Here is a 20,154-nt window from a genome sequence, read left to right as displayed (position 1 = left end):
CTCTAAACTAACGCCGGATGATTCGAGGTTTGACACCCCGGAGACTACGCCAACTTTCAATTCCAACCACTCCCGCGACGGCACCACAAGGGTCGGCATTCGACACTCTGTGTGAGTACGTGTCCAGTTAAAGACATCTATGTAGGAGAGCCGACACACTGACGTGGAAAAATTCCGCCGGCGCAGTGCGAAGCACATGGTGTTCCTCTCTTGCTCACGCAACCTCGCCGGTGGCGCGCCGATTGCATGGAACACGGTCAAGGATCCGCTATGGTCATAGCGGTCTCGCAGTCTCTGCCGAGGAGCCACATGAAACTTGCTCGAACTATCCGAATCAATCCCAACGGCACAGCACCTGTTGAGTCGCGGAGGGCATGACTGACAACGTCCACCGGTCGCTATTTGCAGGTCCCAAAAATTGGAGGTTGATTGATGCGGCACACTGACTGGCGCTCTCATGCGGGCGCCACCTTCACTTGTGAGAAACAACCGGCGACCGGTTCGCGTGGCATGGTGGTGACCAATCACCCGCTCGCTTCCGCCGCGGGGGTGGAAATGCTCACTGCCGGCGGCAACGCAATCGACGCTGCCATCGCGGCCTTATTCGCCCTTTCGGTCGTCGAGGCGATGATGGTGGGGGTGCTGGGTGGCGGCATAGCGCATATCCGCCTCGCCAGCGGCACGCATCACGTGCTCGACGGCATGAGCACCGCACCACTCGCGACCGGCCCCACCACATACACTCCTGATCCGAAGGCGGCGCCCGGCACGATGAAGACGATCGGCCGCCGGAACGCAATTGGCCCCACCGCGGTCGCCGCCCCCGGCGCTCTGTTGGGCTGGTGCGAGGCGCTGCGCCGGTTCGGTACCTTCTCTTTGGCCGACGTCATTGAGCCCGCAATCCGTCACGCCTCGCGTGGCTTTCTCGTGACTCCCTCTCTACAGGAATGCGTCTCCCGCTCGGGGGCCGATCTCGCGCGCGATCCGGAAATCGCCAAACTTTATCTGCCGGGCGGCATGCCGATCCAGCCCGGAACCCGCTTGGTCACAGGCGATTATGCCGAGACGCTGCAATCGGTCGCGCGCAAGGGGCCGGACATCCTGTATGGGGGCGAACTGGGACGTCACTATGCAGAGCACGTGGCGCAAGAAGGGGGCTTTCTGACACTCGAGGACCTGACGGGCTATCGCACCGTCGATCGCGAGCCGCTGCGCGGGCCGTATCGCAGCTATGAGATCGTAGGGCCGCCGCCGCCATCGTTTGGCCCTCTGCACATCATTCAGATGTTAAATATCTTGGAGGGTTATAACATCGGCACGCTCGGCTTCGCAACGCCGGACACGCTGCACTTGCTGGCCGAAGTACTGAAGATCGCTTTCGCCGACAGGGCAGCGGCATCCGCCGATCGGGCGTTTGTCCAGGAGCCCATCGGCGAACTGCTGTCCAAGGACTATGCAGCGGAGCGCCGGGCTCGCATCACAATGGCCCGCTCCCAGTCATGGAGCGCAGGGGTGGCCCCTAGCGAAGGTGCGCATACCACTCACCTGACAGTTGCGGACGGTTTCGGAAACGTCGTTGCCAGCACCCAGACGATCGGCGCTCTTTTCGGCGCCGGCTACATCGTGCCGGGCACCGGCATGATCCCGAACAACTACATGTCTTCGTTCGATCCGCATCCGGGCCGCGCCAACTCGGTCGCACCCGGCAAGCGCGTGACCTCGTCGATGTCTCCGGTGATGGTGCTGCGCGACGGCAGGTTACGCTACGCGATCGGGCTGCCTGGCGGGCTGCGCATGTTCCCCTCGGTCATGCAAGCGCTGTCGAACCTGATCGATCATGGCATGAGCGTGCAGGAGGCGGTGGAGGCGCCCCGGCTTTGGACGCGGGGCTATGGGGTGAAGGTCGAGCCTTCGATGCCAGAAGGCGTGCTCGCGGCATTGCGCGACCGCGGTCACGATGTGACGGCGGTTAATAGCGTTGGCGGCGGCATGAGTGCGATTCAGTTCGATGCGGACGGCACGATGACTGGCGCCGCGTGCTGGCGTGCCGATGGGACGCCAATCGGGCTCGGCGGCGGGTTGGCGCGCGCGGCGTATGGTTCACGCCAGGCGCAGAGCGCAGAGGCTCAATGAAGATGGCGGCTGCGCCACCACGGACGGATCGACATAACCCACTCCGGTTTGGAAGGATTCGGTCGCAGCCTGATTGCAACTGACGAGGTCGTTGTCGAGGCGACCGGCAATGCCATGGCGGTGGTGCGCGTGGGCTTTCGCCCTTCGTCGGCCGGGCTATTGTCGCCTTCATGCCGGCCTCTGCTGCCGAGGAACCTACCAATTCCGCGAGTTCGGCAAAGGAAAGCCGATTGTTCTTCTGTAGCGCAGCAAGGATCCTTCGGTCTAGGTCGTCGCCCATGTGATACCGCTATTTTGACGCTTTTTATAATCGCCAAGGAATTTAACATTCGCATGAATTTCCGCAATGTTTATAGCAATCCATCCCACAACTGAAACAAAGGTGGCACTTTTGGGCTGGCGGATGATCGAATGTGCGCGGATCACGTACCGCGCTCTGCACAGACGACCTCGATGTCGAGATGATTGTGAACTTCCCGATCATCTCGAGACAAGCCGATCCAATTCGACAGCCACGCCCAACTGGCGCGCAGCCATCAGCAGCTTCTTCAAACACCTTCTGCGTGACGACCTGAATCACTTGCTCCAGTACAGCAAGGTCTTGGCGCTCCATCGAGAACGGCGCCGGATCAACCACCTGCCTTGAAGCCGCCGATGATCGGCGCACGATCGGTGGATGGGGATTGCGCCTGCTGCTCTTTCTCCATGAATTGCGGTGCGGATTCCGACGATTTACCGGACGGCATTCCGATCAAAAACCCTCCACTTCTCTCCGAGGACGTGGGAGGCGGCAATTTCCAGCCATCTTGGCCTCGCAATCGAATGGTGCTCGCAAAGGAGCATTGGGGCAAAGAGTCGCGCCGGGAGGCGATCGGGCATGGCTAGACGACGCTTGGTCAATCGGGCGGCCGGTGGTCGCAGGCTGCACACGCGCCGAGCCAACGGGGCATGCAAAAGCTCGGCATCAATGATCGCGCGGGTGATCATGAGAACCCGCAGTTCCGCGAGGCCGTTGGTTGCGGCCTCACCTGGCTTACCGCAAAACAGAATCCGACCGGTATGGTTCTGCGCTCTGCTCAAGGATCTGCGACTTCTCTCAGGCCACCAATTCCGCCGTTGCCGCCGACCGATGATCACCTCGATCAGTCGATACATTCCTTCATGTTTGGCCTCATCCATGGCTTCATTCAGGGCTTCATCCATGAAGCATGACATCAGCGCGATCTCCAACCATTCCTTTCCCTCCTGTCGATGAAGCAGCATATCTCGCGGCCTCAATCAGCAAAGAAAAAGGTGGGGTATTGGTCACGCTCACGTTGCAACAGATCCTGCAACCAAATTCACAGAAGCTTTGCGTCCGCAGATCGCTGACGATGGTACGTTCATCGCAACCCTGAGGTCAGGCACGGCAAGAGCAGTTGTAAATTTACGCTCGGGCCGCCGCGCAGCGCGCATGGAGATTAACAGCCAATGGCAAGAAGAGCGCTCATCCTAGTTGAAAGCACAAGGAGCAATGGTTTGCTGTACGTGAAAGCGGCCCAGCGTCTTGGTCTTCATCCAATCACCCTGTCCGCTGATCCGGCTCAATACGACTATCTTGCGCTGAAAGGCTTGAGGCAGTTCGTGTCGATACAGACAATCTCGATGCGCTGATCCACGAATGTTCCAGGCTACGTGCAACCTATGACATTGCTGGCATTTCTGGCCTTGCGGGCGACGACGAGTCAGTCTCGCGACAGTTGGCAAGCTCTGCCGGCATTTCGATCTACCGGGTCCAAACCCCGAATCCATTGAACGATGCTGCGACAAATTCATTCAACGTCAATTCCTCGCGAAGGCCGGCGTTCCAATGCCTGCCTATCGCTTGGCAACGGATGCGGCGGAGGTGGAAAGCTCTGCCGCCGAGATCGGTCTGCCGGTGATCCTGAAGCCAACCGTGGGTAGCGGCAGCAACGGCGTCCGATTGTGCCGCACCGTCGATGAATTGATCGACCATACCACTTATTTGTTGGGCGGTAAGCACATATGGCTGTCTCCGGCGAGAATACTGGTCGAAGAATGTGCACAAGGCCCATACTATGGCGCTAACATAATGGGAGATGAGGTCATTGCGATTGGTACCGCTGAATTCGGGTCCCTGCCCCATTTTGTCTTTCGTGAGTACAGCCATCGCATTTTTTTATTGAAAATACGATGGAATGTGATTCAATCGGCGCATGACTTCGAAGCCGGTTGAGCTCCCCTCGGATCTTGCCAGCGCCTACGTGGCGCTGCTGGCTGAACGCGATATGGCGGTCGCGGATGCTGCCAACTAGCGGGCTGAAGCCGCCAACGCGCAGGCCATGCTGTCCGACACCGAGGCGCGGATTGCGTACCTCGAACTGCGCATCGAGAAGCTGAAACGCGAACTGTATGGGCAGCGCTCCGAGCGCACGGCGCGGCTGATCGAGCAGTTGGAATTGGAACTCGAAGACCTCGTGACCGCGGCGACCGAGGACGAGCTTGCCGCGGCCGCCGCGGCGGTGAAGACGCAGACGGTGCGCCCCTTCACGCGCAAACGGCCGGTGCGCAAGCCATGGCCAGAGAATATCGAACGCGAGCGCATCGTCATCGAGCTACCCAGCACCTGCGCCTGCTGCGGCGGATCGCGGCTGTCCAAGTTGGGTGAGGACGTGACCGAGACGCTGGAAGAGATCCCGCGCCGGTTCAAGCTGATCGAGACGGTGCGCGAAAAGTTCACCTGCCGCGATTGCGAGAAGATCACCCAGCCGCCGGCGCCGTTCCATGCCACGTCGCGCGGCTTCATCGGTCCCCAACTGCTGGCGACAATCCTGTTCGACAAGTTCGGCATGCATGCTCCACTCAACCGACAGAGCGCGCGCTTCAAGGCAACCTTCGCCGTCATGCCGCTCTTCCAGATGATCGAGCGCCATGTGCTCGCGGCCGAGCGCCTTCATGGCGACGACACCACCATTCGCATCCTGGCGAAGGGCAAGTGCGCGACAGGGCGCATCTGGACCTATACGCGCGACGACCGGCCCTTCGCCGGGCCTGCGCCGCCGGCGGCGATCTATTACGCCTCAAGCGACAGGCGCGGGGAGCATCCTCAGAAACATCTGGCCGGATTCGCCCATCCTTCAGTGCGACTGTTACAGTGGCTTTGAGCCGCTGTTCGACCCACAGCGGAAGCAGCAGCCGATCACGCCGGCATTTTGCTACGCCCATGCGCGACGAGGATTCTTCGAATTGGCCGACATCGCGAAAAAGGCCCGGGATGGCAAGAAGGGCAAACCGATCTCCCCGATTGCGCTGGAGGCGGTCAGGCGCCTAACGCGCTGTTCGAGATCGAGCGCGCCATCAACGGCCGCAGCGCTGACGAGCGGTATGCCGTGCGCCAGGAGAAGAGCAAACCACTTCTCGACGACATGCACGCCTGGTTGCTCCGCGAGCGCGATACCCTCTCGCGCTCTTCCGAGGTCCTGAAGCCAATCAACTATATGCTCAGGCGCTGGGCCGACTTCGCCCGCTTCATTGACGACGGCAGAATCTGCCTGAGCAACAACGCGGCCGAAAGAGCGCTGCGTGGCATTGCTCTGGGAAGGCGCAACTGGACCTTCGCCGGTTCCCAGCGCGGCGCCGACCGCGCCGCCGTCATGCTTACCCTCATCACCACGGCACGCCTCAACGACGTCGACCCGAAAGCCTGGCTCGCCGATGTCCTGGCCCGCATTGCCGATCTTCCCGCCTCGCGTCTGCACGAACTACTGCCTTGGGAATGGAAGCGCCTGCGCGAAGCCGACAAAGCCGCCGATCAGCAGGCCGCCTGACCTTCACGCATCGCCATCATAGAGCCCGCGCCCACGCCCGCGTGCCAATCATGCGGCCTTCGTCGTATGCGTACGCCCGATCCCTCCCATCGATCGCAACAAAGCGCGTGACACCCCATGTCCTGAGGCACAGCTGCGCTCAGCATATGCTGCAGGCCACGCGCGATCTTCGAAAGGTGGCGCTGTGGCTGGGCCATGCCAGCCTCCAAAGCACCGAGGTCTACCCGCGCGCCGATCCGACGGAAAAGCTCGAAGCCCTGGCAGCGGCAGCCGCACCGACGCTACAACCAGGCAAGTTCAGGCCGCCAGACAAGCTAATTGCCATGCTAAAGGAGCAGCACCGCCGCCAAAATTATGCTGAGTAAAAAGATGCCGGATCCTGAGCGGACCTTACCTTGCTGCTCAGGACTCCGCATAATCTTGCGCACCGCATAACAGCGCATGTCCGTATACCCCGTCGAAAGCCAGACCTTGACCCCGGTTCCCATCGGAAACGGATTCACCGCAACGTCTCCAGTCGGCGCATGATCCGAAGCAGCGCCTCAACGTCGACATCGCGGTCCACGATGACACGGCGACCATTTGCGGTGACAACCTCAATCCGGCCAGCCTGCGGCCCTGCTGCCAGCTCTATCTCTGGAACAAGCAGTGCTGGGATAAAGCCGCCGGCAGGCAACGCAACATCCAGTTGCCACGCTCGTGCCAGCCGTCGCCATTCATAGAGCTGCGACCGAGAAATCCCATGTCGCCGCGCCGTGGTCGCGCACAAGCCAGGTTCCGAATAACTCTCAGCGACAATCTGGAGCTTCTTCTCTCTGCTGAAGCGTCGCCGACCGCTATCGACAATCTCAAGCCGTTCCATTCCGCACTGTCCTTATTGACGTCAACAAGGACAGTCAGTGCCAAACCCCACGAGGCCTACAAGGCGGCCTTGCTCGGATGCGTACGAAAGAGTGGAAAATGCCGCCACGTGAGTGGACCATGGCCAAGGCCCAGTTCGCCGTCATCTTCGGCGAGCGCTTCATCCGGGCCATGGCGGCGTAATGTTCAACCGCCCGCCCGCACACGGAATTCCTGACAGTGCCTAGAATCCAATGGCCCAACGTGGTCGATGCACTGTTTGGAACCCACGTCGCGGAACCCATCTTGGCCAGCGTTCATGTGCGAGCGCACCAACAGGCCGGACATATGAACGCAAGCGATCCGATCAAAATCATCAAAAGAGTTCTTGCAAGGAGGGGCCAATGGTATGGACCCCGCCCTCTAGGCGCGGTGAAATCTCGAACGCCAACTGCAACGAAGGAGGATGTCATGCAGGTCGTTCGATGGATCTTGCGAAGTATGTCTTCGAGGTTCACCAGCCACGGAAAAGTCGTTGTACGAAAGACGCTGCGTCGCGATGCGGTAGCCCGCTTCTTCGCCAATCTGCCGCGATGTCTGGTCGGCATGGAAGCCTCGAACGGAGCGCATTATTGGGCAAGGGTGCTTTCCGATCTCGGCCATGAAGTTCGGCTGATCAGCCCTCAGTTCGGGACACCATACGTCAAGTCGAACAAGAACGACCGGAACGATGCGGAAGCCATCTGCGAGGCGGTCGGTCGGCCATCAATGCGCTTTGTGCCGCCGAAGTCGACTGATCAGCTGGCAATCCAGGCCGTTCATCGCATTCGTCGGCGTCTGGTCGCCGACCGGGTCAGACTCGTCAATCAGATTCGTGGCCTCCTTTCCGAGCATGGGATTGTCATTGCTCGTGACATCTCGCAGCTCCGACGCGGCCTTGCCGTCATCGTCGGGAACAACGATGACGGCCTCAGCGACATGGTCCGTTCGCTCATGAGGGAGTTGCGGGCGGAAATGGCCGAACTCGATAATCGCATTGCAACCTATGACCGGCGGATACGGGAGATCTTCCGCACCAGCGAGCAGTGCCAGCGGCTTGGAAAGATCGAACGGCATCGGCCCCCTAACGGCAACCGCCTTGATCGCTGCCGTGGGCGATAGAACCTGCTTCAAGAACGGCCGTCAGTTCGCGGCCTGGCTCGGCCTGGTGCCGAAACAACGATCCAGTGGAGGGCGGAGCCCGCCTGTTCGGTATCAGCAAACGCGGCGATCGCTACCTGCGCACATTGATGATCCATGGCGCTCGCGCTGCGCTCGGTAAAGCAGCCGGCAAGCAGGATCCCCGAAGTCTCTGGCTCGGTAACCTGCGGCAAAGGCGGCATCCCAATGTCGCGGCTGTCGCGCTCGCCAACAAGAATGCGAGGATCGTGTGGGCCATGCTCTCGGGCAGCACATTCTACGAGCCCGCACCCTCGGTGAAAGCAGCTTGAGGCGAAGCGGCAAACGAAGGAATAACAGAAGGAGGTCTCACCCTGGCAATTGCAGCAAAATGGTAGGAGATGGTGAAACGGTCATTCCGTTAAGACCGGCGACCGGCGACCATTGTCCGCCCATTTGAAGGCGCAGATCGGCCGCGAACTCGATCGGCTGGAACTTGTTCTGGAACAGATCAAGACGGTCGAAGCCGCGCGCGATGCCATGCTTGCTGCCGCTGAGGCCGTTTCGCCAGCGCCGGCGATGCTGCTCAACCTGAAAGGCATCGGGCCGGAGTTTACTGCTGTTTTGTGGTCGGAAGGGCTTTCCCGCCATTTTGACAACCGACGACAGCTGGCCGCCTATGCGGGCCTTGCACCGACACCCTGGCAGAGCGGGTCAATCGATCACGACCAGGGGGTCTCGAAATCCGGCAATCCAAGTTTACGAGCGACGCTGATACAGCTCGCCTGGCTATGGTTGCGCCATCAATCGCACTCGGCGCTCATCTTGTGGTTCCAAGATCGGGTCAGGCGCCAAATGGCGGGTGGCTCAAGAAAACGACGATTGTTGCGCTTGCCCGTAAGCTGCTCGTCGCACTGTGGAAGTACGTCAATGCGGGCGTCGTCATCGAGGGGGTAATGATGAAGGCCGCCTGACTAGCGGCTGCTGAACGTCAGACCCATTCCCATCCTCAGGGCTTGACCAGTCCTGACGATCCAGGTGGACGACCCGAGGTGTGGCTTGGCTTGAAATGCCGCTTCGCGAGAATGGTCCCGTCCTTCTGAGCCTTGTCCGCCGCAAGCGGGATGTTGGTGCAGCTGTTCCGAACAGCGACCGTATATAAGTTGGATTTGGCTCGGCAACGGGCCGCGTCATGCATGGGGTTCAAACCCTGGACGCTGCAACAGCGGAGAAAAAAATGACGATCTGAAGACCGTCCGCATTGATCCTCCTCATATAAGCCACACCCGCACCCCCGTCGGAATCGGGATCATCGCAGCGTTTCCAGGCCGCGCATGATCCGAAGCAGCGCTTCCATGTCCACGTCGGACTCGACGATGACCCTGCGGCCATTCACGCTCACCGCTTCCATGAGCCCGCCAGCCGGTTCTGGACCCTTCTTTGGCTGCTCCGGTATGATCATAGCCGGCACGAAACCGCAGACGCCACCTTCGCCGACCCGACCCCTCGCGATGCGCCTTGCGCCAAGCAAGCACCAGTGGGTTGGAAATCCCGTGACGCCGCGCTGTCGCGGATGCCTGCCGCGGAGCCGAATAGCTCTTCTCGATGATCCGCAGCTTCTCCTCCTCCGACCAGCGGCGCCAGCGGCCAGTGTCAACAATCTCGAGCCGAGTGACTTGGCGACAGTCAGTAGCGATATCCATACCGAAAGTCAGCTACACCCTCCCTTCTCGGGCAAGGCCGCCCTCCTCGGAGGCGTACGTTTGCAATCCATCTTTGCCCGTCTGAACGCAATGGCGGAGTGGAAGGCCGTGACTGTGCTCTGCTGACAGCAGCGCACACCGCTTCAGCGCGTTCATACGCACACAACGTGACAGCCCCTCCGAGTGCTGGTTGCCCTGCCGCACACCAATGGCGCCAGCGGTGTATCTCTCGCCGATCACCTGATGTCGCGTCAGATGGAGCTTATGCTAACCCCATTTTGCATAACATTTAACACTTCTTCATCAAAACATCACAACGATTCGGCGCCTACACACACAGTTGTTCCTAACATATTCAAATACTTGGCATGCAATATCGTACTCCCGTCGCTACGTTGACGGGAACTCTATACATGATAGTATTTGGCCAAGGGTTTGGTGCGACGCAGAGCTTCAACCACCGGTCGGATGTCCTTTGACGTTAGCCGCTTTAGTTTCTGCAAGAGCAGGGGTAAACGATGAGATAAGGGATCGTCTGGCGGTAGGACAGCGGAGTTTTGCTCAGCAGACCCTAGTTCGAATCCACATACCTCAACCAGTTTAGGACATCTCTATTTTAGTTGCCCGCTGCTTGGAAACTCCGTAGCGAAAGCGGTTACCGCTACCTCGACAATTTGGCGGTGCGGAGCGCCTAGACCCAAGGGCGGATGATAACTGACAAGTTCTCAAACAGAAAAACTGCGCTTGCGCGAAGGAGAAATACTATGCAGCTTATATTGCAGCGCTTGGCCGCCAAGATAAAGCAAGCCGATGCTAATCCGAAATCGTCCGAACGGTTACGTATTGACCATATGTTTGATCCCGACTTCGCGCCGCGCTTTCCCGGAGACGACGTCTATCAGTTTATCGGCCATGCGGATGCAATCTTTCCAGACGGGGGCCTCCTAACAGAACAGATCCAGAAACTGCAAAAGCCGGCGGATTGCCTGCTCTGTAGCGACATGCGTGATACTGGCCATCGGGAGCAAATAAAAACCCACGATATACCCAAGATTATGGAGGACTTCGATGATTCCATTAAGGTACTCTCACTTGACTGTTTCGATACGTTGCTATGGCGCGAGACAGCGACACCTAGAGACGTTTTCGCGATGCTGGCCGATCATCCCGTCGCGCGAAGGTTAGGGATAACTCCTCACCAACGCATTAGCGCAGCTGCACGCGCCCATCGAGCAAAGCCTTTAGAGAACGGATCCACGGAGATCGATCTCGGTGACATTTATCGGCTTTTTACATCGCTTTCTGGTAAAGAACGGGAGCTATTGGCCGAGGCGGAAATCCGGACCGAAATGAATGTTTGCTTTGCATTCTCACCGTACGTAGAACTAATCAGGCTGGCGCACGCCCGTGGTATCAAAATTATCGTCGTGAGCGATACGTATTTGCGCGAAGGCGAGTTAAGACGCCTCTTGGCTCGGCATTTGCCTGCAGACGTTATGCAGGCAATCAGCAAGATTTACTGCTCTGTCGATTATGGAACGTCGAAGAGCCATGCTCTTTTTCAGGTTGTAATCAAAGAGTGTGGCGTGCCTGCATCGCAACTACTTCACATTGGGGACAATGACGTAGCCGATGCGCAAGCGCCGCGGAAATTGGGCGTACGTGCGCTGCATTTCCTGCCGTTTGATCGTGAGGTCGCAGACTTCTTGCGCCTACAGCACGCCGCATCTTCGTTGATTGCACTCGAAGAGGCGGCACCCGAATCAGTTGTTCTACCCTGCTATAGTCCATTTCGGCCAATCTTTTCTATAGCAAACCTGCATCCGTACGCGCCGGAGACAGTGATCGGCTACATGTCGTTCGGCCCTGTGCTATACGCCTATGCCCGTTTTCTTATGGACGAGGTGGAGGCACTACAACGGCAGGGCAGGCGGGTAAGAGTCTTCTTTCTGTTGCGTGATGCTTATCTTCTTTCAGCTGCGTGTGAAGCCTATGCGCGCAAGCCCGTCGGCAAGCTGGTACGAATCCGCAAATTCTTTGCTGTTGCGGCGTCTTTCAAAACCCGCGCCGATGTCGATTATTACATCAGCGGGATCGAGCCCGAATTTGACAATCTTCATGCCACTGCAAAACAGCTTTTGCTTCCACCCGAAGTGACAGAGTTGTTAATACGGATCGCCCATCAATCTGACGATCCAAAAACGGCATTCCATCAGTTGCTGCACGACGACGATGTGCTGGAACTGATATTCAAGAATTCATTTGCTTTACGTACGCGCTTGATGCGCTATATGTCAACGGAATTGGAGTTGACGGAAGGAGATACCGTTATCTTTGCAGACATTGGTTATAACGGCAGAACGCAGGAATATTTGGCTCGCACATTCAAAGAAGAATTGAAAGTAGACATACTTGGCCGCTATTTGGTCGCCTCCGACGAACCTTACCGTTCGGCGAACAGCAAGGCACTCATTACGTCCCCATGGTCTACCTTCACTTTATTTGAGGAATGTTGCACCTTCAAGGAAGGGGCGGTTGTGGACTATGATTTGGACGGCAGGCCCGTTCTTGGGGAGATCAAACTTAGTGAGAAGCAGTACGGGAAGGTTGCCAATGTTCAAGCTGAATGCTTGCGGTTCGTCAATGATGCGAGGGCCTTTTTTACCGAGTCTGGTATGACTCACGAGTATTCTACTTTGCAGCGGGCCGCCCATGCAGCTCTATTCCGTCATACTTACATGCCTATTGAAGCGGAGCTCGAATATTTCAAGGACTTCCAGTCCGCGAGGTTTATGGGACCAGATCGCAAGAAGACGATCTATCATCTAGAAAGTGCTTGGAAAACTGTGAGGTGCCTGCCCTCACCTTATAGGCTGGGTGCATATGAAACGCGCAGCTTGGGGCTTGACTTCACATTAAGCGGTCTGGTGCAGAGAAGATTCCAACTTGATCTAGATCCAGAAGATATGAATGTGCGTTTTTCACCTCTGAAAGTCTTGATAGTCGGCACTCACGAGTCCAAGGTCTTCTTGCTTAGAGCACACCATATGCATGACGGATATTTTTCAATCATGATCCCATATGTAAGCGGCACCAGCGTGAAAATGCTTTTCGGGGAGCACTACCAATGGTTGCAAATCACAGATATACAGCTTTTGAATGAAGCAAGAAGCGCGTGTAGGAATGTGTCGAGCTCTCTCGATCTGGAAGAAATCAACCGGCAGGGAGAGATTTACCGGTGCCTGTCACAAGCAAGTGCGGCGACAATCCGTCTCGTTGATTTGCAACAGTTCACAACGCCTCATTACTATCATATGATATTTCGCCCATTGGTTTCGAGGTAATTGCCCACGCCTTTGTCAGGGACAAGAACCCCTGAATCTATTGAGATATGGATCGCACCGATTTGCTGCATCTGACGAAGGAAGAGTTGATCGATCTGGTGCTGCGGATGCAGCGGCCAGAGAAGACATTACGGCACCTTCGAGCGACCGCAAGGCGCGTCGCGGCAGGCAAAGCCTGGCGGCCAGGGCGGGTCATGAAGGTCACAGCCGCGCCATCAGTGAGGAGCCGATCGCATCATCGATCGTCATCTCGACCAATGCCTTCGCTGCCGAGCCAGTCTGTCGAGCGATCTTATTGCCGAAACCGTCAGCGAGCACGACAAGATTGAGCTTCCGCGAATCAGGCCTTTGATTGAGCGCCATCGGCGTCTGGCAGTCCGTTGCCGGTCCTGCGGCACGCTGGGTCGTCGCGGCTGTACCAGATCCGGCGAAGGGGACGCCGTTCCGGCCACGCCTGCACGCCGTAGCGGCCAATCTCAAGTCAAGACTTTCCGGGCCCTGTCCTGCGAGCGTGCGGATTGAACTAAGCCGCTAGTCCCTATGATTGCTGGGCCCGGGGGTGGCCCGTCATCCGATATGCAACGGTACGAGGGTTAAGCCGGCTGGCCGGCGCAGAGCCTCATGCATAGGAGACGGGCCATATGGAACATATCAGATTTGTCGGTTTGGATATTCACAAGCAACGGATTTCGGTCGCGGTGGCGGCGAGCGGACGCTCCGGCTCGGTGGAATATCTCGGCGAGATTGCCAATGACGCTGATGCCATCAGCAAGCTGTGCGATCGTCTCAGGCGCTCCAGCAAACGGCTGACATTTTGCTATGAGGCCGGCCCGTGCGGCTATGGCGTTCATCGCCAACTCACAAGCCTCGGCCATCGATGCGACGTGGTGGCGCCGTCGCTGATTCCGCGGAAGCCCGGCGATCGGGTGAAGACGAACCGTCGCGACGCCACCATGCTCGCCCGCCTCAATCGGGCCGGAGAGTTGACGCCCGTGTGGGTGCCCGACGCTGATCACGAAGCCATGCGCGACCTGGTCCGGCTACGCAGCGTCGTGCGACAGGTGGTGACGCGAGCGCGCCAACATCTTCAGGGATTTCTGCTGCGTCACGGACGCAAGCACGAGCGTGGGACGGCCTGGCGAATGGCTTACCGGCGATGGCTTTCGACATTGGCCTTCGACCATCCCGCTCAGCAGATCGCATTTCAGGACTACGTCGATGCCGTCATGGATGCGGAACGGCGCCTGCAGCAGGTCGAGGAACAGATACTCAGCCTGCTCCCGGAATGGAACCAGCGTCCGGTCGTTGATGCCTTGCAGGCAATGCGCGGGATCGCGCTGATCAACGCCGTGGTGCTGGTCGCGGAAGTCAGCGACTTCACACGCTTCTCCAATCCACGCCAGCTCATGGCCTATTTCGGCCTGGTCCCCGGCGAGCAATCGAGTGGCGAGACCGTCTGGCGCGGCGGCATCACCAAGACCGGCAACACCCATGCCCGGCGCGCGCTGGTCGAGGGCGCCTGGGCTTACAGGATGAGGGCGCGCATCGGCCGGCACAAGGTCGACCGGATCGAGGCGCTGCCAAAAGTCGTGCGCGACATCGGATGGAAAGCGCAGGTTCGACTGTGCACCCGATATCGTCGGCTGAGTGCGCGCGGCAAGAATGCCAACGTCGTCAATGTCGCCATCGCACGCGAGATGGTCGGCTTCATCTGGTCGATCGCCTGCATGGTTCAATCCGCGCCTAAGGCGGCGTGACCGCTATTTGACCAGCCAGCCAGCAGAGGAGATCGCAACACCCAAGATCAGCCTCGGCGCGATATGCGGCGCTGGAGGCGGGACAATGCCGGGGAGCCCTCGTCTCCACTATGAGCCTCGACGCTCGTCATCTAGACAGAGGCAGCCCCAAACGAAACAAGGTCATGCGGCCCGACCCGCGGATGAGAGATTGTTGACCGACGTTCAAGTCCCGCCTCTTGCACCTGATATCCGCCGTACAAGTGCCTCGACCGCCGATCGGGTTCGGCGGGCCAATTTCTACGCCAAAGGCCGTTGTCAGCCATCATGAGAGTGGATTGATCGAGACAAAAGAGTCCAATTTTGGATTCTAATTTTTGCGGGAGTATGCGATTATGGTGCATGCGCAAAGGTATTACATTTGAGGTTTCCGCGGCTGACCGAGTTCGTCTCAATGCCATCGTTTCGGCGGGCAGTTCGCCTCAAAAGCACGTGTGGCGGGCGAAGATCATCTTGATGAGAGACGAGGGTCTGGGAACCGTCGCGATCATGGAGGCGACGGCCAGGTCGAAGACTTGCGTCTGGCGTTGGCAGGAACGCTTCATGGCGGAAGGTGTAGACGGTCTTTTGCGCGACAAGAGCCGGCCGCCCGGCACGGCGCCGCTTGAGGTTGACCTTGTCGACCGGGTGGTCGCTCTAACTCTGGAAACGCCCAGGCAGGAGGCCACGCACTGGACCGTTCGTGCGATGGCAAAGGCCGTTGGGATCGCGGCGTCTTCGGCACGAGCACGGCCTTGCGCCGCACCGCTGGCGCAGCTTCAAACTGTCGAATGACAAGGCTTTTGCCGAGAAACTGCACGACGTCGTCGGCCTCTATGTCTCGCCGCCGGCCCATGCCATTGTTCTTTCCGTCGATGAAAAGAGCCAAATCCAGGCGCTCGACCGGACGCAGCCAGGACTTCCTTTGAAGAAGGGCCGCAGCGGCACGATGACTGTTGAGCAGCGTTTTGATCGGATCGCTTGCGATCATATGTCCGGCCTCTGTTTTGTGCGGTCGCACATGACCGCGGGCCAAGATGGTTTCCGCAACGCGAGTTCCTAACATGACTGCGACCTACAAGGGCCAGTGGGTCATCCGGAGTATCTTGCGTCGTGGATCGATCGATCACACCATCTGCTCATTCTCTTGCAAGTTCCGACATCAACAAACACGGTCGCATTTTCGTCTGCTCCCCGTGTTCGGCTGATCTTCTAAGCCGCGCACGCCACACTAGGCGGCACAGCATTGGTTCGGTACGCTTCGCCGGTCACCATCATCTTCCAGGCGATGCGCGCGATTTTGTTCGCCAACGCCACGGCGACGAGCTTCGGAGGCTTGCGCTTGAGGAGATCGAGGAGCCAGGGCGAGGAATTCCTGCCCCGTCCGTCGCGGACTCGTCGCAGGAGAGCGGTGGCGCCGACCACCAGCGTACTTCTCAAGGCTTCGTCGCCGGCGCGTGTAATCACGCCGAGCCGGACCTTGCCGGCTGTGGAGTGATCTTTCGGGGTCAGGCCGATCCAGGCGGCAAAGTGCCGGCCTGATCGGAAGCCCTCGGGCGCTGGCGTCTTCATCATCAGAAGCGATGCGCCGATCGGACCGACGCCGGGGATTTGCGCCAGACGGCGGCTGCATTCATCGGCCCGATGCCAGGCCATCAGCTTGGCGTCGACCTCTTCCAGCCGCGCTTGCAACAGCGCATATTCCGCGCCGTGGAGCGCGAACAGCTCCCGCGCCAGCTCCGGCAGCGTCTCATCGGCCGCGATGCGCTCGAGTAGCGGGTCGATCTTGCGTATTCCCTTGGCGGCAGTCAGCCCGAACTCGGCCGCATAACCGCGGATCGAATTGGCGAGTTGCGTGCGATTACGGATCAGTCGGTCGCGCATACCGGCCAGCATCAGCGCCGTCTGGCGGTCGGCTGTCTTCACCGGCACGAAGCGCATCGTCGGCCGGCTCATCGCCTCGCACAGAGCTTCGGCATCAGCCGCATCGTTCTTGCCTCGCTTGACGTATGGCTTGACGAACTGCGGCGGAATCAGCTTCACCTCGTGGCCGAACGCCTGCAGTAGTCGGGCCCAATGGTGCGATCCGCCGCACGCCTCGATCGCAATCACCGTCGGCGGCGCTTTCTCGAAGAACGCCACCATCCCCTTGCGCCGAAGCTTCTTGCGCAGAACCGGGTCTTCAGCCGCGTTCACACCATGGAGCTGGAACACGTGCTTTGACGTATCCATGCCAATTCGAATAATCTGTTCCACGGACGGTCTCCTTTGCTTGAGATCTTCAACGACCTCATTCTGGCACATCGATGCCGTGCTGGGGGCCGTCCACACCAACATGATTACAAGCGCCATGGCACCACGACACTCTTCGCTGCCCTGAATGTTCTCGACGGCTCCGTCATTGGCCGCAACATGCAGCGTCACCGGCATCAGGAGTTCATCCGCTTCCTCAACGCAATCGAGGCTCAGTTGCCCAAGGATAAGGCGATTCACGTCATCCTGGATAACTATAGACGCACAAACAGCCGAAGGTCCGGGCCTGGTTGGCGCGGCACCCACGCTGGACATTCCACTTCGTTCCGACATCGTGTTCCTGGTTGAACGCCGTCGAGGGCTTCTTCGCAAAGCTCACACGGCGACGACTGAAAAATGGTGTCTTTCATTCCGTCGTTGATCTTCAGGCAGCCATCAATCGCTTTATCAAAGAGCACAACGAAGAGCCAAAGCCGTTCATTTGGAAAGCAGACCCCGACAACATCATCGCAGCCGTCAGACGTGGGCACCAAGTGTTGGAATCAATGCACTAGCTAGATGCCGTAATGGGCCGGCCTTCGCGAGCATAGCAGGTTCGGTGGCTGTCCCTCAGAATGATGGTGTTGAAACGGAGTCCGAGCGATCGGCTTCAAGCATCAGAGGAACAGCCATGGAACACTATGCGGGAATCGATGGTGCGCCGTGACGGCGCGGGAGGTGAACATGGAATAGCCACCTCTCAAGCTTGATGATTTTCGACCGGCGGCTGCAATGCCGCCCCGCCTATAGGAGCAGTAGGCGGAAGGGGGCCGAGAAGCTCAACCGGGCGTCGCCGTTTGGGTTTCATAAGCAGATCGGCCTGAACTGTACCAGGTGCGGATCATCGGCCGCAGGCCGGGCTACCACAATGTCCATGGCGAGATAACGAAGTGAGCGCTGGAAGCCTCGGATTCAACCGGTAACGCCTCTAAGTCGCGCGATGGCGTGGGAGGTAAGAAGCGATCAGACGCGGTGGGGCTCATCGATCTCCACTGCTGGGTGCGCGGAACGCACCCGAGACGGGGGAGGCTCTCACGGCCCTGTCTCCTGTATCGCCTGGGGTAAAGCTCACCGCCTACGGGCATGAAGGTTGGAAATCGGAACACGGGAACTCGGATCGTCTGCCCGGTACGGAACTGGGCTCGCCGCGATGGCCGGAGATGGACGACACCGAGGGCGGAGCTTCCGTAGTAGTCGGAGCGCGGGAAAGGTGCGGCGCGGCAATCAACGTGAGAGCGCGTATTGCAAAAGGCCATTGTCGCGCTTGCCCGCAGGCTGGCTGTCATCATGCATCGCATGATGAGTGACAGCACCGAATTTTGCTGGACGAGGGATGATTTGCCAGCCGCCACCTGACGCCAATCGGATGACCGCGCAGCATAAAAGTAGGAGATAATGGAATCCGCAATCTGGCGGAAAGCTGTCCTTCGCAGGACAATGGTGAAGTGAGTTCGCTGGACACCTTGTTCGAACGCAAATGACGTTCAGGACGCGTTCGATTTCTACTTCATCATTCTTACCCCATTATGGGAGGGCCAAAGGGCCGATCCGGGAGAGAAGCAAGAGCCCGCGAAAGATGGCAAAAGCCGGAGAACCGGAAAAATCGAAAGCCCTTGACCTTTACCTGCCGATAGAGAAGGTGTCCAACTGTTTGCTTAGCGCCGGGCTGGCGTTAGCCATCTGCGTTGCACGTTCGGATCAAGTTCTCGCGCTTTTGTTTGAGATCGTCGAGAAAATTCTTCAGCGGCTCAGCGCGGTCGGCGTGGCCGATCACCCGATCAAAGCATCGACATAAGCGTCGAATGCTGCTTCACTCTGGGCTGTCCAGTCGGGCATGGCGGGGCGCTTCCCTAATCACGAATCAGCACGCTAACAAATCTGCGACCAGCTCGAACATACTTTCAGACTCAGTAAGAATAGGCGCTATCTGGCACGCGGCAGCAATCGGGTGCTTACCAACGATTCAAATGATCTGCGCGCGCGCAACGCTCTCTCTTGAGCCGATATTCCTTGAAGTCGCAACCGCTCGGCTGGGATCTCAAGGGCAAGCGGAACTGCGGGCGGACGCTTGCTCAGGATCTCAGTTAGCGGGAATTCTCCTTCTCCGATAAACATGCGGTCGAACCGTGCTTCTTCTACAAGACATTCAGGGCCAGCATACTTGGGGCCATCGCTGAGTTGGATTTGCGAAATCATCGCGGGTGGTACACGCAGTATATCTTCAGGGCTACCACCCGATCGCAACAAGTGAAGCACGTCGATGACGATCTTGTCGTTAGGGGAACCTGCATCGGCAAGAACTTGCATGGCTTTTTGTAAGTCCTTGATTTCCGAAAAAACCATGAACTCAATTTCTAGACCGAGGCCAAGCTGACTTGCGCTGGCGCTCAGAGCACCGAAATTATCGAGCATTCGTGAATAAACATTGTCAAAGGCAACGACAAGGACGCACCGAGCACTTAGCTTAGCTGCAGCCTCTAGTATAGTCGTGTAGGTGAGAATATCGGTTTCAGGCGCAAGGACTAAGGCCTCGATACTTGACACGAGAACGCCGCTTTCCCTCGATACGAGTAGCGCTTTCTGAACTTCGTCATTAAGTTCCCGGGTTGATAAATTTTTTGCCCCGAGGCGCGGCGAATGCAACCGCATAGTTGCGTATTGGAACCCTGTTTCAGCAGCTATAGTGATCGCATCGGCCGGTGGCACCTCTTGCACCGTCAAATGCGCGAGAGTGAGGGGAACCTTGTCAGCGATAATCCGGTGATCAGTCTCCATCAGCCGCCAACCGCCAATTCTGACAGCGAAGCGTCAATTGATTCACCCAACAGTCCGACTATTGTCTCGAGGTCCTTCTCGCTGGCAATGAGCGGGGGGCAAACGACGATGTGATCGCCGTTAATCCCGTCGACAGTTCCTCCAAGGGCATGCGTGATCAGCCCCCTTGCCAGGGCTTCTCGATAGATCATCGGGCGGAGGTTACATTCGGCGGGAAAGGGCGCTTTTGTCTCGCGGTCCTTGACAAGCTCGAGCGTCATCAACATACCTCGACCGCGTATGTCGCCTACGTGCGGATGTTGATTGA

At 58.4% G+C, this 20,154-nt stretch carries 11 protein-coding genes and 10 pseudogenes; 13 read left to right on the top strand and 8 right to left on the bottom strand.

The genetic code is table 11. The annotated features are described in order from the left end of the window. Positions 1 to 432 precede the first annotated feature (432 nt). Complete coding sequence (gene ggt / locus NKH01_RS33840) at positions 433 to 2,133, top strand: gamma-glutamyltransferase (protein WP_353024597.1); 1,701 nt, start codon at positions 433 to 435, stop codon at positions 2,131 to 2,133. A 190-nt stretch (positions 2,134 to 2,323) separates the two neighbouring features. Here the strand turns inward: ggt and NKH01_RS33835 are convergent. Together NKH01_RS33835 and NKH01_RS33830 are read right to left on the bottom strand one after the other, a co-directional pair. After that, positions 2,324 to 2,413 (bottom strand): annotated as a pseudogene (locus NKH01_RS33835) (AsnC family transcriptional regulator); the annotation flags it as partial. 349 nt (positions 2,414 to 2,762) lie between these two features. Beyond that, on the bottom strand, positions 2,763 to 2,888 hold the full coding sequence (locus NKH01_RS33830) for a hypothetical protein (RefSeq protein ID WP_353024596.1): 126 nt from the start codon (positions 2,886 to 2,888) through the stop codon (positions 2,763 to 2,765). 193 nt (positions 2,889 to 3,081) lie between these two features. Between NKH01_RS33830 and NKH01_RS33825 the strand changes: the two genes are divergently transcribed. The 4 genes and pseudogenes from NKH01_RS33825 to NKH01_RS33810 all read left to right on the top strand — a co-directional run bounded on the left by NKH01_RS33825 (position 3,082) and on the right by NKH01_RS33810 (position 6,325). Further along, a complete protein-coding gene (locus NKH01_RS33825; protein WP_353024595.1) occupies positions 3,082 to 3,345 on the top strand; it encodes a hypothetical protein in 264 nt (87 codons plus the stop codon). Positions 3,346 to 3,603: 258 nt separating this feature from the next. Next, positions 3,604 to 4,300: pseudogene (locus NKH01_RS33820) on the top strand (ATP-grasp domain-containing protein); the annotation flags it as partial. Between the two features lie 49 nt (positions 4,301 to 4,349). Continuing rightward, positions 4,350 to 5,960: pseudogene (gene tnpC, locus NKH01_RS33815) on the top strand (IS66 family transposase). Further along, the gene (locus tag NKH01_RS33810) at positions 5,909 to 6,325 is read left to right on the top strand and encodes a tyrosine-type recombinase/integrase (RefSeq protein WP_353024594.1); all 417 of its coding nucleotides are present in this window, start codon (positions 5,909 to 5,911) and stop codon (positions 6,323 to 6,325) included. The pseudogene tnpC and the gene NKH01_RS33810 overlap by 52 nt, the downstream one beginning before the upstream one ends. A 134-nt stretch (positions 6,326 to 6,459) precedes the next feature. On the opposite strand, the gene tnpA (NKH01_RS33805) is transcribed toward NKH01_RS33810, so the two are convergent. Further along, on the bottom strand, positions 6,460 to 6,822 hold the full coding sequence (tnpA, locus tag NKH01_RS33805) for an IS66-like element accessory protein TnpA (RefSeq protein WP_353024593.1): 363 nt from the start codon (positions 6,820 to 6,822) through the stop codon (positions 6,460 to 6,462). A 463-nt stretch (positions 6,823 to 7,285) separates the two neighbouring features. Here tnpA (NKH01_RS33805) and NKH01_RS33800 point away from each other — a divergent pair. Both NKH01_RS33800 and NKH01_RS33795 read left to right on the top strand, forming a co-directional pair. Further along, positions 7,286 to 8,290 (top strand): annotated as a pseudogene (locus NKH01_RS33800) (IS110 family RNA-guided transposase). 88 nt (positions 8,291 to 8,378) lie between these two features. Beyond that, a pseudogene (locus NKH01_RS33795) lies at positions 8,379 to 8,932 on the top strand (transposase); the annotation flags it as partial. Between the two features lie 335 nt (positions 8,933 to 9,267). Here the strand turns inward: NKH01_RS33795 and tnpA (NKH01_RS33790) are convergent. Then, positions 9,268 to 9,661, bottom strand: a pseudogene (tnpA, locus tag NKH01_RS33790) (IS66-like element accessory protein TnpA). A gap of 764 nt (positions 9,662 to 10,425) precedes the next feature. Between tnpA (NKH01_RS33790) and NKH01_RS33785 the strand changes: the two are divergent. Then, the gene (locus NKH01_RS33785) at positions 10,426 to 13,005 is read left to right on the top strand and encodes an HAD family hydrolase (RefSeq protein WP_353024592.1); all 2,580 of its coding nucleotides are present in this window, start codon (positions 10,426 to 10,428) and stop codon (positions 13,003 to 13,005) included. Positions 13,006 to 13,206: 201 nt separating this feature from the next. Here NKH01_RS33785 and NKH01_RS33780 read toward each other — a convergent pair whose 3' ends face one another. Beyond that, positions 13,207 to 13,368: a hypothetical protein gene (locus NKH01_RS33780; RefSeq protein ID WP_353024591.1), complete on the bottom strand. Its 162-nt coding sequence runs from the start codon at positions 13,366 to 13,368 to the stop codon at positions 13,207 to 13,209. A gap of 278 nt (positions 13,369 to 13,646) precedes the next feature. On the opposite strand from NKH01_RS33780, the gene NKH01_RS33775 reads away from it, so the two are divergent. Both NKH01_RS33775 and NKH01_RS33770 read left to right on the top strand, forming a co-directional pair. Beyond that, entirely contained in the window at positions 13,647 to 14,762 is a 1,116-nt protein-coding gene (locus NKH01_RS33775; RefSeq protein WP_353024590.1) for an IS110 family RNA-guided transposase, read from the top strand. 381 nt (positions 14,763 to 15,143) lie between these two features. Then, positions 15,144 to 15,735: pseudogene (locus NKH01_RS33770) on the top strand (helix-turn-helix domain-containing protein); the annotation flags it as partial. 257 nt (positions 15,736 to 15,992) lie between these two features. Here NKH01_RS33770 and NKH01_RS33765 read toward each other — a convergent pair. Then, the gene (locus NKH01_RS33765) at positions 15,993 to 17,036 is read right to left on the bottom strand and encodes an IS110 family RNA-guided transposase (protein WP_353024589.1); all 1,044 of its coding nucleotides are present in this window, start codon (positions 17,034 to 17,036) and stop codon (positions 15,993 to 15,995) included. 78 nt (positions 17,037 to 17,114) lie between these two features. On the opposite strand from NKH01_RS33765, the pseudogene NKH01_RS33760 reads away from it, so the two are divergent. From NKH01_RS33760 to NKH01_RS33750, 3 genes and pseudogenes are all read left to right on the top strand, one after another. Further along, a pseudogene (locus tag NKH01_RS33760) lies at positions 17,115 to 17,587 on the top strand (IS630 family transposase); the annotation flags it as partial. 721 nt (positions 17,588 to 18,308) lie between these two features. Beyond that, positions 18,309 to 18,428: pseudogene (locus tag NKH01_RS33755) on the top strand (IS110 family RNA-guided transposase); the annotation flags it as partial. Between the two features lie 220 nt (positions 18,429 to 18,648). Then, on the top strand, positions 18,649 to 18,867 hold the full coding sequence (locus tag NKH01_RS33750) for a hypothetical protein (protein ID WP_353024588.1): 219 nt from the start codon (positions 18,649 to 18,651) through the stop codon (positions 18,865 to 18,867). Positions 18,868 to 18,995: 128 nt separating this feature from the next. On the opposite strand, the gene NKH01_RS33745 is transcribed toward NKH01_RS33750, so the two are convergent. Further along, the gene (locus NKH01_RS33745) at positions 18,996 to 19,847 is read right to left on the bottom strand and encodes a sugar phosphate isomerase/epimerase family protein (protein ID WP_353024587.1); all 852 of its coding nucleotides are present in this window, start codon (positions 19,845 to 19,847) and stop codon (positions 18,996 to 18,998) included. Beyond that, positions 19,847 to 20,154: pseudogene (locus tag NKH01_RS33740) on the bottom strand (aspartate aminotransferase family protein); the annotation flags it as partial. The pseudogene NKH01_RS33740 and the gene NKH01_RS33745, both read right to left, overlap by 1 nt.

The sequence above is a fragment of the Mesorhizobium sp. M1403 genome (assembly GCF_040317695.1).
Taxonomy (GTDB): domain Bacteria; phylum Pseudomonadota; class Alphaproteobacteria; order Rhizobiales; family Rhizobiaceae; genus Mesorhizobium.
This window is presented reverse-complemented; position numbering and strand designations above follow the sequence as displayed.